The sequence below is a fragment of the Bradyrhizobium sp. IC3195 genome (assembly GCF_020193585.1).
Taxonomy (GTDB): Bacteria; Pseudomonadota; Alphaproteobacteria; order Rhizobiales; family Xanthobacteraceae; genus Bradyrhizobium; species Bradyrhizobium yuanmingense.
In genome coordinates, this window is sequence record NZ_JADYVG010000006.1 from 1 (window position 1) to 15,065 (window position 15,065).

Here is a 15,065-nt window from a genome sequence, read left to right on the forward strand (position 1 = left end):
GGGAGGCGGTGGGCTCGAAAAACTTTGGTCAAGCTAGGCGTCCAGTGTCTAACTTTGGTCTAATAGCATAAATCAATTTAAAATTGAGAAGGTGGTTCCGGCGTATGGGGGCATTTTATGGATTGGAAGCAATTTATTGCGAGTGCAATTGGCTCGGTAGCTTGGCCAGCAGCAATCGTTGCGATCGTATATGCGTTCAAAGATCAACTTCGAATATTGATTGTCCAGATAAGGAGAATAGGGGCCGCAGGAGTGAATGTCGAACTCTCAGAGAAAGTCGGCGAAGCAGTCGATGCAGGCGAGGTGGTGCAAGTAGAAAAAGGTTTACTTGCCCCCGATGTCATAGGCCTCGATCCGACGCTCCTGCAATTAGCGAAGTCCTTCCCAGAAGCTGCGCTAATTCAATCGTTCAAAGAGCTTGAAGCTCTGATTCTCAAGCTTCGCGCGAGAATGCCGGATGATCGCCCAGCTAGAAACCTCTATGAAGTTCTAAAGGCTCTAGAGAAGCAGAAATTTATCCCGCTAAGCGCAATTACTCTCTTTCAGAGCTTGCGCGAGGCGCGAAACGCCGCAGCGCATGGAGGAAGTGCGGGAGAATTGTCGTCGAGCGAGGCTCTCGACTTGATTCAGCAGATCAAGCTTTTGCAGGAAGTGTTGCGCCCAGTGCTCGAACAGTTGCCACAAAAGAGTTCTCGCATCTAGGCGGTTATCAATGCTCGTAAAGCAGCTCGCTGTAGAGGTAGATGAGAGTACCTGGGGGGGAAATCCCGTTCCCCAGTGGCTTCGGGGTTCGTCGGGCATTCAAAGGCTCGACATGAAGATGGCACTGCTGATGCTTGGTTCGTTAACGTTGCCGAGTTTGATATCGCCTGCATCGCCAGCGCGAACATGGGCTTGGCTTCGTTATTTTCTTGCGATTACCAATGATGACGATTTCCGAATAACGAGAGATTTCTCCGATCTCGATCCACATTTGAAGACTATTCTGAGCGACGACCTTGGAGTGGCTCTATCGACTCAATGGCTATTCGACCGGTTAGGTGGCTTTCAGGATATTGTCCACGGTCGTAGCTTCATGCTTCAGTTTCCCCATCGTTTGAAGAAGAGAGCAAACGCTCCAACCGCGAAAGTGGGGCCAAGCAAAGCGCCTGACTATGTGGTTCTTGATAAGACAAATAAGTGGCATGTCCTCGAATGTAAGGGGACGCAGTCGGGGGCGGGGGCGCGCGATGGATATCTAACGGATGCGTTGTCCCAAAAACAGGTTATACTTCTGAACGACGATATCCGAGGCGAGCGTCTCGCCGCTGGATTGTCGATCTCCCACGAGGATCGGCGTCGAAATAGTAGTCTGAGGGTTATTGATCCGGAAGTTGATCCTATTCTGACTCTGGAATCGTCAGACGCACGAGAAATTAAATCAAAAGTACGTCGCCTATCGGTCGCTCGCGCGCTTGGGATGATTGGGTTGAACGAGTCCTCGATGGAATTGTCGTTGCCTCCAGACGTCTCGGAAGCGCGTGATTACTTAAAGTACGTAGAGAGGCACAGAGTGCGCGAAACCACCCAAGCTCGCTCAGAGCGAGCGTCGGATGAACTGAAGTCGCGGGATCTTGAGCACTTTACGTTTGGTTCCAAAGATTTTGAAGGGAGGACGATAACGATCAACCTTCCAGGCTTGGTTAGGGGGGAGTCTTTTGACACCCTAGTAGTTCGCCAAGGTGTCGACAGGGACTTGCTGCAGGAACTGGCATCAGTCTCTTCGCTTTTTGGGGATGATATAGACACGCGCATAGATACAAGATTGTCCGATGCCGTCGTGGAGATGGTTTCAGACGGAACGCGCGTGATCCTAAAGCAGGGTGAGCTGTTCTTCGCTGAGTTAATCCTTAAGAGAAGAACGTAGGGCCAGCATCGTGCTGGCCCTACGTCAAAACGCGGAATTCTCCCTCACAACACCCGATTACTCTCCTTCACCTTCTCCGCATCGAGATAAACGCTGCTCCCCATCTCCTTGAACTTCGCGCTCATCCTCGCCATCCCGTCCTCGGCAGTCCCGCTGATCGACATGCCCACGCTGTTCGGATCGTTGAGCGTCGCTGCATAGTCGCGCACGTCCTGCGTGATCTTCATCGAGCAGAACTTTGGGCCGCACATCGAGCAGAAATGGGCGACCTTGTGGGCTTCCTTCGGCAGGGTCTCGTCGTGGAAGTTCTTGGCGGTATCAGGATCGAGGCCGAGGTTGAACTGGTCGGTCCAGCGGAATTCGAACCGGGCGCGGGAGAGGGCGTCGTCGCGCAGTTGCGCGGCGGGGTGGCCCTTGGCGAGGTCCGCGGCGTGGGCGGCGATCTTGTAGGTGATGACGCCGGTCTTGACGTCGTTGCGATCGGGCAGGCCGAGATGCTCCTTCGGCGTGACGTAGCAGAGCATGGCGCAGCCGAACCAGCCGATCATGGCAGCGCCAATGCCTGAGGTGATGTGGTCATAGCCCGGCGCGATGTCGGTGGTCAGCGGTCCCAACGTGTAGAACGGCGCCTCGCCGCACTCCTTGAGCTGCTTGTCCATGTTGATCTTGATCTTGTGCATCGGCACGTGGCCGGGGCCCTCGATCATGACCTGGCAGCCCTTGTCCCACGCGATCTTCGTGAGCTCGCCGAGCGTCTCGAGTTCGGCGAACTGCGCGCGGTCGTTGGCGTCGGCGATCGAGCCGGGACGCAGGCCGTCGCCGAGCGAGAACGAGACGTCATACTTGCGCATGAGGTCGCAGATCTCGTCGAAATGGGTGTAGAGGAAGCTCTCCTTGTGATGCGCCAGGCACCACTTCGCCATGATCGAGCCGCCGCGGCTGACGATGCCGGTGACGCGGCTGGCGGTGAGGTGGATGTATTGCAGGCGCACGCCGGCGTGGATGGTGAAATAGTCGACGCCCTGCTCGCACTGCTCGATCAAGGTGTCCTTGTAGAGCTCCCAGGTCAGCTTGACGGGATCGCCGTTGCACTTCTCCAGCGCCTGGTAGATCGGCACGGTGCCGATCGGCACCGGCGAGTTGCGCAGGATCCACTCACGGGTGGTGTGGATGTTGCGGCCGGTCGAGAGGTCCATCACGGTGTCGGCGCCCCAGCGGATCGCCCACACCATCTTCTCGACCTCTTCCTCGACCGACGAGGTCACCGCGGAGTTGCCGATATTGGCGTTGATCTTGGTCAGGAAGTTGCGGCCGATGATCATCGGCTCGAGCTCTGAGTGGTTGATGTTGGAGGGGATGATGGCACGGCCGCGCGCGATCTCCGAGCGAACGAACTCCGGGGTGATGAAGGCGGGCACCGAGGCGCCGAAGCTCTCGCCGTCGGCGAGGGCGGCTTCGGCGCGCTCGAGCTGCTGCTTGCGGCCAAGGTTCTCGCGCGCGGCGACGTAGATCATCTCCTTGGTGATGATGCCGGCGCGAGCGAATTCGAGCTGGGTGATCTTGTGGCCGTCGAGGCCGCGCAGCGGCTTGTGATAGGCGCTGAACGCGCGCGCCGCCTTGTCGGTGGAGACGCTGCCATTGTCCTCCGGCTTGATCTGCCGGCCCTCATATTCCTCGACGCCGCCGCGCTCCAGCACCCATTGCTTGCGGTTGCGGGCCAAGCCGGCGTTGACGTCGATGGTGACGCTCGGATCGGTGTAGGGGCCGGAGGTGTCGTAGACCGGCAGGTTCGGCTCGCCCGCGCCTTCGGAGAGGATGATCTCGCGCAAGGGCACGCGGATATCAGGCGCGGCGTCGGGGGTCGCGAAGATCTTTCGCGAGGAGGGCAGCGGGCCGGTGGTGACGGCGGGGACGGTTTTGTCGGGGTTGGAGCGGATGTTCATGGGATCCTCCGGTTAATTTGCATGCATGCTGTTGCTCTCGTCATCCTGAGGTGCGCGCACTTGCGCGCCTCGAAGGATGAAAGAGCCGGGCCGTCGCCCTTCGAGGGCCGCTGAAGAAGCGGCCACCTCAGGGTGACGGGATGAACAGGGTGTCATGTGCATCACGCCGCCTCCTTCGACAGGCCGAGCCATTGCCGCACGCGGGCATCGGGGTCGGGGTTTTGGGTGACGTCGGAGACAACAGCAATCGAATCCGCGCCTGCGGCAAAGATCTCGGCGGCGTGCTCGAACTTGATGCCGCCGATGGCAACCAGCGGGATGGTGCCGATGCGCTGCTTCCATTCGGTGATCTTGGGAATGCCCTGCGGCTCGAAGCGCATCGATTTCAGGGTCGTGAAGAAGATCGGGCCGAGCGCGACGTAGTCGGGCTTCGCCGCCAGCGCGGTCTCAAGCTCGGCGTCGTCATGGGTGGAGATGCCGAGCTTGAGGCCGGCCTCGCGGATAGCGCCGAGATCTGCGTCTGCAAGATCCTCCTGGCCGAGATGCAGGTATTGTGCACCAGCAACGATCGCTGCGCGCCAATAATCGTTCACCACCAGCTTGGCCTGCGTGTCCTTGGTGATGGCCAGCGCGTCGGTGACGATCTGCAGCGCGTCGGCGTCGTTCAGCTCTTTGGCGCGCAGCTGGATGGTGCCGACGCCGAGCTTGGTCAGGCGTTCGACCCAGGCCAGGCTGTCGACCACGGGATAGAAGCGATCAGGATACGGCATGCCAGAACGGGGTCCCAACGACAGGGGTGGAGGGCGAGGCGAAGTCGCGGGCGTTCATCAGCCCGGCCTCGTAAGCGGTGCGGCCGGCCTCGCAGCCGAGGCGGAAGGCGTTCGCCATCGCGACGGGATCGGCGGCCTTGGCGATGGCGGTGTTGAGCAGCACGGCGTCATAGCCGAGCTCGAACGCCTGCGCGGCGTGGGAGGGCGCCCCTAAGCCGGCGTCGACCACCAGCGTGATGTCGGGCAGCCGCTCGCGCAACAGTTTTAGCGCATCGCGGTTGGTGATGCCCTTGGCGCTGCCAATCGGCGCGGCCCACGGCATCACCACCTTGCACCCCGTTTCGACCAGGCGGCTCGCGACCGAGAGGTCCTCGGTGCAATAGGGGAACACTTCAAAACCGTCCTTGATCAGGATGCCGGCGGCTTCGACCAGGCCGACGACGTCAGGCTGCAGCGTGTCGTTGTCGGCGATGACCTCCAGCTTGATCCAGCTTGTGCCGAACAATTCGCGGGCGAGCTTGGCCGTCGTCACCGCCTCGCGCACGGTGCGGCAGCCGGCGGTGTTCGGCAGCACGGTGACGTCGAGCTCGCGGATCAGCTTCCAGAACGCATCGCCGGTCTTGCCGCCGGCAGATTCGCGCCGCAGCGAGACCGTGACGATGTTGGCGCCGGAGGCGCGGATCGCGCCTTGCATGATCGCAGGCGAGGGATAGAGCGCGCTGCCGATCAGCAGGCGGGAGGCGAAGGTTTTGCCGTAGAAGGTCACCATGTGGGAGGTGTCTCCTTAGAAGACGGTGTCAGCCCAGATGTAGCTGTCATCCTCGCGAAGGCGGGGATCCAGTACGCCGCGGCAGTGCGGCTGGAACCGTGAAGCCGCGGCGTACTGGATCGCCCGGTCAAGCCGGGCGATGACAGGGGAATGTGCGGCGCGCGCCGGCGCGACAAATAGACAGCCATCACCATCCTCACCCTCCCTGCCGCGGCGTGATGATCTCGATCTCGTCGCCGGCCTTCAGGCTCGTCTCGGCCCAGCGGCTTTTCGGCACGACGTCGTAATTGAGCGCGATGGCGAAATGGCTGCCTTCGTAGTCGAGCTCGGCGAGCAGCGCGTCCACGCTGGCTGCGCTGACCTCGCGCGGCTCGCCGTTGACGATCAGGAGCATTGCATTACCTCGTTGTCGATCTGGCCGCGCTCGACATAGGCGAGCGTCAGCTCGGCGAGCGCGGGCGCAATCAGGAAGCCGTGGCGGTAGAGGCCGTTGACGCTGATCTTACGATCGCGAATGCCGATGCGCGGCAGATTGTCGGGATAAGCGGGGCGCAGCCCCGAGCCGAATTCGACGATGCGGGCTTCGCCGAACGCCGGGTGCACGGTGTAGGCGGCCCCTAATAGCTCCAGCGCGGAGCGCACGCTGACGCCGGTGTCTTCGGCCTCGATCGAGGTCGCGCCCAGCATGAACAGGCCGTTCTCGCGCGGGATCACGTAGAGCGGCCAACGCGGATGGATCAGCCGCACCGGGCGCGCCAGCTGCACCTCGTCCGTCTCGATCAGGATCATCTCGCCCTTGACGCCGCGAAGCTCGCTCTGCTCGTCGCGGGCACCAAGGCCGCGGCAGTCGATGACGATGCCGTCAAGCTCGTTCGCGGTGACGTCGCTGCAGAACTTGATGGTGCCGCCGGCAGCCTTGATGCGCTCGTGCAGCTGCGGCAGCACGCGGCGCGGCTCGACATGGCCTTCGGCCGGGAAGAACAGCGCGTCGCGGAAGCGGCCCTCCAGCGACGGCTCGAGCGCGGCTAGGCCTGCGGCATCGAGCCGGCGGTGATCCGCGGTCATGCGCGCAAACCGCTCGAAATCGTTGCGCTCGCGCGGGTGGGCGACGACCAGCGAGCCGTTGAACGGCGTGTCGGGCAGCTCGCGCCGCCAGAGATCGAGCGAGCGCAGCCCCAAGCGGCTGATGATGGGCTCGGCGACTTCGGCCTCGCAATAGGGCGCGAGCATGCCGCCGGCCCAATGGCTGGTGGCATCCGTCATCGCCTCGTCACCGCGCTCGTGCAAGGTGACGGCATGACCGGCCTGCGCGAACAGCAACGCCTGCCAGGCGCCCGCGATGCCTGCGCCGATGATGGATACCGGTGAATCCGGTCGCTTGATGGTCTGCAACATCCCTGTCCCTTCGCCGGCATGACCCGGATCAGGTTCAAAGGGTCACCGCGGTCCTGGGCGGTATTGCCCATTTAGCGGTATCTCAGCTCCTCCTCGGAGCACCCCTCGGAACGGTGGTAATGTATGCCAGCAGGATGGGGTGGTCAACGCGGTAACAGTCGTCATGCCCGGGCTTGTCCCGCCTGCGCGGCCAAAGCCGCTTCGGCGAGGCGAAGGCCCGGGCATCCATTCTTGGCGCGGATGCAAAGACGTGGATGGCCGGGTCAAGCCCGGCCATGACGGAGATCAATGAGCGGGAACCTGTGCCCGCGCGTTGCGGACCCGCTGGGCGAGCTTCCTGTGCGTCGGCGCGCCGAACATCGGCTGCGGGTTGCCGTTCGGCTCGAGCCAGGGTTGGCCCATAGTGCCCTGACCCATGGTCTCGCCGGCATTGGCGACCTGAACGGCCTCCTGCCGCTGGCGCTTTGCAGCGTAGTAATAGCCGCCCGCGAAATAACGCACGGCTCGCGCGTGATCGCCATTGGCGGCGCGGTAGGCGCCGGCGAGGTACTTCACGGCGTAGGTGAGGTTGGTGTTGGGATCGCGTAGGCCGGCTGCATCGCCGGTGTAGCCGACCCCGCGGGCGGTCGCGAGCTTGATCTGCATCAGCCCGATGGTGCCGCCGCGACCGACCACATGCGGCTGATAGCGGCTTTCGCGCATGATGACGCGATGCACCAGCGCTTCCGGCACGCCGTTGGCGCGGGCATGGGCGGCCACCATCTCGGCATATTCGGCTTGCCCGGCGAAAGCTGCCTGCGGCAACGTCAATCCGGCCGCGAGCAGCGCGACAATTCGTAAGATTTTCATCGAAATATTCCTCGGCATAACGGACCCGCGCCCGAGCGCGTTAGGCCGTGGGAACACGGCGATGATGTGGCGAAATGTCACCAACGGCGATTTTCGCCGGCTCGTCGCTTTTGCGACTTAAACCTGGGTTAAGCTCGGAGCTGGTGGAGTGCCTTACGCGACAGCGGGTCTGTCCATTTCGCGCATTCGCCCAACAATCGCTAGTCAAAGCCAGCACTCGGGAGACGTCCATGACCCCTGCAGACATCGACGACATTCCCAAGCAGAACCCTTGTGCACAATGTGGCACACCGATCCCGTTCCCTGACTGGATCGAGCCGGGCGAGGGGCGCGTCTCCTATCTCTGGACCTGCCACGCCTGCAATTACCGCTTCGAGGCGGTGGCGATCTTCCCGCACGAGGCGATCGAGCACCCGCCGCTCGCGGCTTGATCAGGCGGCAAGGCGCGGTGCCTGCGAGACCGGCAATCGCATCCGCACGATCAGGCCGCGCGGGGCGCGGTCATGCAGCGACAGCTCGCCGCCGTGGCCGAGCGCGATTGCGCGCGCGATCGACAGGCCGAGCCCGAAGCCGGTGGAGTAGTCCATGGTGCGCGCGTCGTCGCCGCGCGCGAACGGCTCCAGCATCTCCTGCTTGCGTGCATCCGAAATGCCGGGGCCGTCGTCCTCGACGTCGATGACGAGCATGGTGTCCGAGGCGTCGAGGCGGATCGTCACCTCGGCGCCGAAGCGCACCGCGTTCTCGACCAGGTTGGTGACGCCGCGATGCAGATCGTCGGGCCGCGCGGCGGCGGTCGCGGACGCCGGCCCGACATAGTGCACGACTTGGCCCATGTCGCCGAATTGATCGGCGACGAGCTGCAGCGTGCTGGCGATGTCGACCAGCGTCACCGCCTCGACCTTGCGGTCGTCGCGCAAGAGCGACAGCACCGATTCCAGCATCGCGCGCATCTGGTCGAGATCCATCAGCATGCGCTTGCGGTTGGCTTCGTCCTCGATGAACTCGGCGCGCAGGCGCAGCCGCGTGATCGGCGTGCGCAAATCGTGGCTGATCGCCGCCAGCATCCGCGTGCGGTCCGACATCAGCCGCACGATCCGCTCGTGCATGCGGTTGAGCGCGCGCGCCACCGCGCGGATCTCCTCCGGGCCGCGCTCGGGCAGCGGCTCGGCGGCGCCCTCGAGGCTGAAATTCTCCGCCGCCGCGGCGAAGGACGACAGCGGCCTCGTCAGCGCGCGCGCCGCCCACAGGCCGAGCACGGTGACGCAGATGAAGGCGCTCATCAGTGCCATCAGCCAGGGCGCGCCAGAGAACAACGGCCGCGGGGCGCCATCGACATGGCCCGCGATCACGGTGCCGTCGGGCAATTGCACGCCGATACGGGGCTCGATGCTGCCTGAAGCCAGCCGTCCGGTCTTGTAGGCGCGGCCGAGATGGCGGCGCATCCAGCGCAGATGCAGGCTGTCGCTCTCCGCGAGATTGGCCGTGCCGGGCGCCAGCATCTCGATGCCGAGCCCGGGGAAGGCGCGCGCGAGATCGGTGACGAGGCGCGGACGCTCGCTCGCCTCCGCCGCCTCGAGCAGCAGCGCGGCATCGGCCAGTTGATGCGCCCGGTCCGGCGGGGCATCAGGGCGGTCCTGCCGGATGATCAGGAAGGCGGTGGTGATGACGAGATGGAGCGTCACTGTCGAGGCCAGCACCAGCGCGGCGATCTGCCCGCCGATACCCTTGAGGTGGAAGAACGAGAACGGCTTCATCGTCGTCCCCCTCAGCTGCTCGCGGGCACTGTGGTCGCTTCGGCGCTTGCTGCCTCGGTTTTCGCGACCTCGGTTCGTGGCGTGAACAGATAGCCGCCGGAGCGCACCGTCTTGATCAGGGTGGGATCGGCCGGATTGGGCTCGATCTTGCGGCGGATGCGGCTGACCAGCACGTCGATGGACCGCTCGAACGAGCCGGTGCTGCGCCCCTGCGTGAGGTCGAGCAGGCTGTCGCGCGACAGCACGCGGCCGGGCCGCTCGCAGAACGTGCGCAGCAGGTCGAACTCGGCGCTGGTCACCGCGACGCGCGCGCCTGCGGGATTGCGGAGCTCGCGCAAGCGCAGATCGATGCGCCAGCCTTCGAAGGTGAGCGCGGAGGCACCTTCGACCGAGCTCGCCGCTTGCGCGGCCGCCTGGCGACGCAGCACCGCGTTGATGCGGGCGAGCAGCTCGCGCGGATTGAACGGCTTCGGCAGATAGTCGTCCGCTCCCATCTCGAGGCCGACGATGCGGTCGATGTCCTCGCCGCGCGCGGTCAGCATGATGATCGGCGTCTGGTTTTCGGCGCGCACCTTGCGGCACAGGCTTAGGCCGTCCTCGCCAGGCAGCATGACGTCGAGAATGATGAGATCGACGCGGTGGTCGGCCATAGCGCGCGACATCTCGCGGCCGTCGGCGACGGCGGTGACGTTGCAGGCGTTGTTGCGCAGATATTTCGCAATCAGCGTCCGGGTTTCGCGGTCGTCCTCGACGACCAGGATGTTGGGATTGGGAATGGCCATGGACCTTGTTTGTCCAAAATTCCGGCCAAAAGGCGAAGATTTTTGTTTCGAATTGTTTCTACCGGGCGATCAGCAACGGACGGCAATCGCCACACCGCCGAGCGGCAAGCTCTCGTTAAGGCCGTTAACCATACCGTGGCGTGGTCCGCGGCGAAACCCGCAAAACCAAGGGAGCCATCATGACCTCGATCTCGGCGGCCTCCGCCGGCAGCTATCAATCGCCACTGCAACGGCTTCAGCAGGAATTGCAGTCGCAAGTCTCCGCCGGCACGATCTCTCGTCGGACCAGTCCGCGCTCTCGACGGCGCTGACGGATATCGACACGGCGCTCCAGCAGAGCCGATCGAGCGGCCAGTCGAGCGGCGCGCCTCCCTCCAAGGACGAGATGCAGTCGAAGATCGAGGACCTCATCTCGAGCGAAGTGTCGAACGGGACGCTGACCTCCGAACAGGCCGAGGAGCTGAAAAGCGTGTTTCAGTCCGCCTTCGCGCGTGGACTAGGCGGTCCGCCGCCGGACGACGGCTCTTCGGATTCGACGACGACGGATTCGACGAGCAGTAGCTCGACGGACCAGACCACCGCCGAGATCCTCCAGCAATTCCTCCAGGCGCTGCAGCAATCGCAATCGTCAGCATCCTCCTACGGTGCCAATGGCAGCTCAACCGGCAATTCGAGCCTCGCCGCGCTCCTGATCGACTACAAGAGCTGACCTCGGCGACGCCGGGTCGGCGCGGTCCTCGCCGCGGTCCTGCCTTGCCGCAATGCGCATGATCGTCGGCGGGGAACCGTGCATCGCAAAATGTTCCTGAGTGACGCAGGAACAGTTCGCGCATGGCGCGACGAAATTGCGGCGCGCACGGAACTGGGCCCGATCAGAGCGGTTTTCTCCGCACGAGTTTTTTGTGAAGGAGAGGACAACAATGTTGATGAAATCGATCGTCACCGGCCTCGCCGGTACCGCGCTACTTGCGACCGTCGCAATCGCGCAAACGCCGCCCGCCGCCACCACCGACAAGGCGGCCCCTGCGGCCACCGCAACGACCACGACGGCTTCCGGCCAGTGGCGCACCTCGAAGATGGATGGCCTGAAGGTCTACAACGAGGCCAACGAGAACATCGGCACGATCAACGACCTGCTGATGGACAAGAACGGTGACATCAAGATCGCCGTGATCGGCGTCGGCGGCTTCCTCGGCATGGGCGAGCATCTGGTCGCCGTGCCCTACGAGAAGCTGAAGTTCGTCAACGAGCCCGTCGCCTATACCGGCACCGGCGCGAACACCGGCGCCCGGCCCGCCGGCACGACGACCGGCGCTGCGACCGGTACCGACAGGCCCGCCGCGACCGCATCGACGTCGTCCGCGTCGAAATGGTACCCGGACCACGCCGTGTTCAATGCCAGCAAGGACGAGCTGAAGAACATGCCGCAGTTCAAGTACGCGGAGTAATGCGGCTCGCGTAACTGCCTGAACGAAGCGCGCCTGGTTTTCACCGGGCGCGCTGTCGTGTCTTCGACCTCCTGCGTCCTCAACTCCCGCTGCCCTTCAGCCGTTCGTTGCGCCGGCGCAGGGCCTCAAGGGTGGCGAGGAGGATGACCGAGACGGTCGTCAAGATCACGGCCGCTGCCGTGATGGTCGGGCTGATGTTCTCGCGGATGCCGCTGAACATCTCGCGCGGCAGGGTGCGCTGCTCGGGACCCGCCATGAACAGCACGATCACCACCTCGTCGAAGCTGGTTGCGAACGCGAACAGCGCGCCTGATGCCAGACCCGGCAGGATCAGCGGCAGGATCACGCGACGGAACGCGTAGATTGGCGAGGCGCCGAGCGAGGCGGCGGCGCGTGCCAGGTTGGTGTCAAAGCTCTGCAGCGTCGCCCCGACCGTGATCACCACGAAGGGCGTCGCCAGCGCGGTGTGGGCCAGGATCAGGCCGAGATAGCTGCCGGTCAGCCCGATCGGCGCGAAGAAGAAGTACAGGCCGACCGCGGTGATGACCCCGGGCACCACCACCGGCGACAGCACGAAGGCCAGCACGAGCGGCTTGAACCGGCTCTTCCACTGCGCCAGCCCCAGCGCGGCCAGCGTGCCGAGGACCATGGACAACAGCGTCGAGGCGACGCCGATGATCACGCTGTTCTTGAGCGAGTTCATCCAGCGCGGCGAATTGACGAAGTCGTCGTACCAGCGCAAGGAAAGGCCCGGCAGCGGATAGGTGAGGTACGAGCTGGAACTGAACGACAGCGGCATGATCGCAAGGATCGGCGCGATCAGGAAGATGAACACCAGCGTGGAGACAACGATAGTCGCGGTCCACGCGATGCGCTGGCTGGGGGTGCGCAAGGAGGAATTGTCGCTCAATTCTTCATCCCTCCCGTGACCTGCTGGCCCTGCACCAGCTTGCCGTAGACGAGAGCGAGCAGAACGGTGGCGAGCAGCAGCACCGCGCCCAGCGCCGAAGCAAGGCCCCAATTGGCCGTCTCGGTCGTGTAGAGGGCGATGAAGTAGCTGATCATCTGGTCGGCGGCGCCGCCGACGAGGGCCGGCGTGATGTAGTAGCCGAGCGCCAGGATGAAGACGAGCAGGCTTCCCGCGCCGATGCCAGGCAGGGTCTGCGGCAGGTAGATCCGTAGGAAGGCGGTGAGGGGCGGTGCACCGAGCGAAGCGGCGGCACGCATGTAGGCGGGCGAGATCGCCTTCATGCTGCTGTACAGCGGCAGGATCATGAACGGCAGCAGAACGTGGGTCATGGCAACGCAGACGCCGAAGCGGTTGTAGATCAGGCGCAAGGGTGCGTCGATGATGCCGAGCCAGAGCAGACTATCGTTCACGACGCCCTTGCTCTGCAACAGGACGATCCAGGCGCAGGTGCGAACCAGGAGCGACGTCCAGAACGGCAGCAGCACGAAGATCATCAAGAGGTTCGACCGGCCGGGCGGCAGCGTCGCCAGGAGGTAGGCGACCGGAAAGCCGAGAATCAGGCAGAGGGCCGTGACAGCGAGGCTGATGAGGAAGGTGCGGAGGAAAATGTCGCGGTAGATGGCCTGATCCGGTGGTGCGGCGACGATCGCGCCGTCGGCGTTTCGCGTCAGGTCGAGCGCGGCGAGCAGGTAGAAGCCGGTGATCGGGCCGCCGGCGTCCTTGATCGTGGTCCAGGTGGCGCGTTCGCGCCAGGCGGGGTTGATCCTGCCCAGCGTCTCCCTGGCCGTACCGGGCTCAGGCACCGCCTTCAGATTGCGTCCTGTGCTGGTCAGGATCGTGCGGAAGCCGTTCAGCGCGTAGTTGAGCCGTTTGGCCGCAATCGCAAGGGTGCCGGCGGCGCGCGCCGCCAGGATGTCGCTTGCAAGCGCCGCATAGGCGTTTTCATCCGGCAAGTCCTTGCCGTCCCAACTGGCAAGAGCAGCGACCGTTTGCGGCAGGACCTGACGCACCTCCCAGTCCTCGACCGAGCGCCACAGCATGCCGGCGATGGGACCTGCGAAGGTGAAGAGCAGAAACAGCAGAAGCGGCAGGACCAGCGCCAATGCCTTGACCTGACGTGTCCGCTCCGCACGCCTCAATCGGCGTTTGAGCGGCACCTCAGTCTTGTTATCGGCGCCGAGCGCGGGCGCTGCTGTCATGGAGAAAGCCTCTTGGAGCAGCCTGAGCAAGCGCCTCGTCCTTCGAGACGACCGCTTCGCGGTCTCCTCAGGATGAGGCTCATTGACATTGGTGCCAGTAACGTCGCTGCCACAGACTCAGACCTTCATCCTGAGGGCCCGCCGTAGGCGGGCGTCTCGAAGGATGCGCCACGGGCGAGTTGTCCGCGCGCACCTCTAGCTGCTCCCGCTATTTCGCGGCCCATTTGTTGAAGCGCTCGGTCAGGCGGTCGATGTTCTCGAGCCAGAAGGCCACGTTGATCTCGACCGCGTTCTTGATGTTATCAGGCGCCGTCGGCAGGTCCTTCAGGACGGCGGGCGCGAGCCGGCCGGCGGCATCCTTGTTCGAAGTGCCATAGGCAATGTTCTCCGACAGCTTGGACTGGTTCTCCGCCTTTCCGACGAAGTCCAGGAACTTGTAGGCCGCATCCTTGTTCGGGCTCCCCTTCAGGATGACCCAGCTGTCGAGGGTGAAGAGCGCGCCGTCCCACACCATGCCGAAGTTCTTCTTCTCGTTCTTGTTCGCGGTGTCGATGCGGCCATTGTAGACCGAGGTCATCGCCACCTCGCCGGAGGCGAGCAATTGCGGCGGCTGCGCGCCGGCCTTCCACCAGACGAGGTCGCCCTTGATGGTGTCGAGCTTCTTGAAGGCGCGCTCGATGCCTTCGTCGGTCGCCAGCACCTTGTAGACGTCCTTCGGTGCGACGCCGTCGGCCATGAGGGCGATCTCCAGCGTGGTCTTCGGGCCCTGGCGCAGCGCGCGCTTGCCCGGAATCTTCTTGGTGTCGAAGAAGTCGCCCCAGCCTTTGGGGGCCTCCTTCAGCTTGTCCTTGTCGTAGCCGAGGACGAAATCGTAGAGGATGGCGCCGACCCCGCAAGGATTGACCGACGGCGGGATGTAGGCGGCCTCGCCGCCGATCTTCGAATAGTCCAGTTTCTCGAACAGGCCTTCCTCGCAGCCGACCGCGAGCTCATCGCTCTCGACCTGGACGACGTCCCAGGTGGCGGCGCCTCCCTGCACCTTGGCGCGCAGCACGCCGACGCCGCCGTCCCAGGATTCGTCGTTCATCGCGATGCCGGATGCTTTCTTGAACGGCTCGAAATAGACCTTCTTCTGGGCCTCCTGATACGCGCCGCCCCACGAGACGACAGTGAGGTCACGCGCTTCTGCGACATTGGTCAGCGCGACACCGGCGCCCAATGCCGCGGCGAAACCCAGAGCAATCTTGCGCTTCAGCATGGTCTTCGTTCCTTCTTCATGT

15 protein-coding genes, 1 pseudogene and 1 riboswitch are annotated in these 15,065 nt (G+C 63.8%); of the genes and pseudogenes, 5 read left to right on the forward strand and 11 right to left on the reverse strand.

What is annotated here, in order from left to right; translation table 11 throughout:
- The first annotated feature begins 117 nt into the window (after positions 1–117).
- Positions 118–702, forward strand: coding sequence for a DUF4145 domain-containing protein (locus tag I6F09_RS14330; protein WP_225188339.1), 585 nt, complete (start codon positions 118–120; stop codon positions 700–702).
- A 112-nt stretch (positions 703–814) separates the two neighbouring features.
- Positions 815–1,906, forward strand: a complete 1,092-nt coding sequence (locus I6F09_RS14335) for a hypothetical protein (protein ID WP_225188340.1) — start codon at positions 815–817, stop codon at positions 1,904–1,906.
- A gap of 44 nt (positions 1,907–1,950) precedes the next feature.
- On the opposite strand, the gene thiC is transcribed toward I6F09_RS14335, so the two are convergent.
- The 6 genes from thiC to I6F09_RS14365 all read right to left on the reverse strand — a co-directional run bounded on the left by thiC (position 1,951) and on the right by I6F09_RS14365 (position 7,632).
- Positions 1,951–3,849: a phosphomethylpyrimidine synthase ThiC gene (gene thiC / locus I6F09_RS14340; protein WP_225188341.1), complete on the reverse strand. Its 1,899-nt coding sequence runs from the start codon at positions 3,847–3,849 to the stop codon at positions 1,951–1,953.
- A 161-nt stretch (positions 3,850–4,010) separates the two neighbouring features.
- Positions 4,011–4,619, reverse strand: a complete 609-nt coding sequence (locus I6F09_RS14345) for a thiamine phosphate synthase (protein WP_225188342.1) — start codon at positions 4,617–4,619, stop codon at positions 4,011–4,013.
- A complete protein-coding gene (locus tag I6F09_RS14350) occupies positions 4,606–5,388 on the reverse strand; it encodes a thiazole synthase (protein ID WP_036028480.1) in 783 nt (260 codons plus the stop codon). The genes I6F09_RS14345 and I6F09_RS14350 overlap by 14 nt, the downstream gene beginning before the upstream one ends.
- A 196-nt stretch (positions 5,389–5,584) precedes the next feature.
- Positions 5,585–5,782: a sulfur carrier protein ThiS gene (thiS, locus tag I6F09_RS14355; RefSeq protein WP_109144703.1), complete on the reverse strand. Its 198-nt coding sequence runs from the start codon at positions 5,780–5,782 to the stop codon at positions 5,585–5,587.
- Complete coding sequence (locus I6F09_RS14360; RefSeq protein WP_225188343.1) at positions 5,773–6,783, reverse strand: FAD-dependent oxidoreductase; 1,011 nt, start codon at positions 6,781–6,783, stop codon at positions 5,773–5,775. Before I6F09_RS14360 ends, thiS begins: the two co-directional genes overlap by 10 nt.
- A riboswitch (TPP riboswitch) is annotated at positions 6,771–6,899 on the reverse strand. (Overlaps the previous gene by 13 nt.)
- 169 nt (positions 6,900–7,068) lie before the next feature.
- A complete protein-coding gene (locus I6F09_RS14365; protein WP_036013256.1) occupies positions 7,069–7,632 on the reverse strand; it encodes a lytic transglycosylase domain-containing protein in 564 nt (187 codons plus the stop codon).
- Positions 7,633–7,862: 230 nt separating this feature from the next.
- On the opposite strand from I6F09_RS14365, the gene I6F09_RS14370 reads away from it, so the two are divergent.
- The gene (locus tag I6F09_RS14370) at positions 7,863–8,063 is read left to right on the forward strand and encodes a hypothetical protein (protein ID WP_036013259.1); all 201 of its coding nucleotides are present in this window, start codon (positions 7,863–7,865) and stop codon (positions 8,061–8,063) included.
- Here the strand turns inward: I6F09_RS14370 and I6F09_RS14375 are convergent, their stop codons facing one another.
- On the reverse strand, positions 8,064–9,386 hold the full coding sequence (locus I6F09_RS14375) for an ATP-binding protein (protein WP_225188344.1): 1,323 nt from the start codon (positions 9,384–9,386) through the stop codon (positions 8,064–8,066).
- 11 nt (positions 9,387–9,397) lie between these two features.
- Positions 9,398–10,168, reverse strand: a complete 771-nt coding sequence (locus I6F09_RS14380) for a response regulator (RefSeq protein ID WP_036013265.1) — start codon at positions 10,166–10,168, stop codon at positions 9,398–9,400.
- Positions 10,169–10,347: 179 nt separating this feature from the next.
- Between I6F09_RS14380 and I6F09_RS14385 the strand changes: the two are divergent.
- Positions 10,348–10,877 (forward strand): annotated as a pseudogene (locus I6F09_RS14385) (hypothetical protein).
- Between the two features lie 211 nt (positions 10,878–11,088).
- Entirely contained in the window at positions 11,089–11,616 is a 528-nt protein-coding gene (locus I6F09_RS14390) for a PRC-barrel domain-containing protein (RefSeq protein WP_036013268.1), read from the forward strand.
- 79 nt (positions 11,617–11,695) lie between these two features.
- Here the strand turns inward: I6F09_RS14390 and I6F09_RS14395 are convergent, their stop codons facing one another.
- The 3 genes from I6F09_RS14395 to I6F09_RS14405 all read right to left on the reverse strand — a co-directional run bounded on the left by I6F09_RS14395 (position 11,696) and on the right by I6F09_RS14405 (position 15,043).
- Complete coding sequence (locus I6F09_RS14395; protein WP_225188345.1) at positions 11,696–12,526, reverse strand: ABC transporter permease; 831 nt, start codon at positions 12,524–12,526, stop codon at positions 11,696–11,698.
- A complete protein-coding gene (locus tag I6F09_RS14400) occupies positions 12,523–13,785 on the reverse strand; it encodes an ABC transporter permease (protein WP_036013273.1) in 1,263 nt (420 codons plus the stop codon). The genes I6F09_RS14395 and I6F09_RS14400 overlap by 4 nt, the downstream gene beginning before the upstream one ends.
- Positions 13,786–13,993: 208 nt before the next feature.
- Positions 13,994–15,043, reverse strand: a complete 1,050-nt coding sequence (locus tag I6F09_RS14405) for an ABC transporter substrate-binding protein (protein WP_225188346.1) — start codon at positions 15,041–15,043, stop codon at positions 13,994–13,996.
- Positions 15,044–15,065 lie beyond the last annotated feature (22 nt).

Coding starts and splice junctions, on each gene's coding strand:
- I6F09_RS14400 (WP_036013273.1), bottom strand. CDS start 13,785: ATGACAGCAGCGCCCGCGCTCGGCGCCGATAACAAGACTGAGGTGCCG.
- thiS (WP_109144703.1), bottom strand. CDS start 5,782: ATGCTCCTGATCGTCAACGGCGAGCCGCGCGAGGTCAGCGCAGCCAGC.
- I6F09_RS14330 (WP_225188339.1), top strand. CDS start 118: ATGGATTGGAAGCAATTTATTGCGAGTGCAATTGGCTCGGTAGCTTGG.
- thiC (WP_225188341.1), bottom strand. CDS start 3,849: ATGAACATCCGCTCCAACCCCGACAAAACCGTCCCCGCCGTCACCACC.
- I6F09_RS14405 (WP_225188346.1), bottom strand. CDS start 15,043: ATGCTGAAGCGCAAGATTGCTCTGGGTTTCGCCGCGGCATTGGGCGCC.
- I6F09_RS14335 (WP_225188340.1), top strand. CDS start 815: ATGAAGATGGCACTGCTGATGCTTGGTTCGTTAACGTTGCCGAGTTTG.
- I6F09_RS14375 (WP_225188344.1), bottom strand. CDS start 9,386: ATGAAGCCGTTCTCGTTCTTCCACCTCAAGGGTATCGGCGGGCAGATC.
- I6F09_RS14345 (WP_225188342.1), bottom strand. CDS start 4,619: ATGCCGTATCCTGATCGCTTCTATCCCGTGGTCGACAGCCTGGCCTGG.
- I6F09_RS14360 (WP_225188343.1), bottom strand. CDS start 6,783: ATGTTGCAGACCATCAAGCGACCGGATTCACCGGTATCCATCATCGGC.
- I6F09_RS14365 (WP_036013256.1), bottom strand. CDS start 7,632: ATGAAAATCTTACGAATTGTCGCGCTGCTCGCGGCCGGATTGACGTTG.
- I6F09_RS14370 (WP_036013259.1), top strand. CDS start 7,863: ATGACCCCTGCAGACATCGACGACATTCCCAAGCAGAACCCTTGTGCA.
- I6F09_RS14390 (WP_036013268.1), top strand. CDS start 11,089: ATGTTGATGAAATCGATCGTCACCGGCCTCGCCGGTACCGCGCTACTT.
- I6F09_RS14380 (WP_036013265.1), bottom strand. CDS start 10,168: ATGGCCATTCCCAATCCCAACATCCTGGTCGTCGAGGACGACCGCGAA.
- I6F09_RS14350 (WP_036028480.1), bottom strand. CDS start 5,388: ATGGTGACCTTCTACGGCAAAACCTTCGCCTCCCGCCTGCTGATCGGC.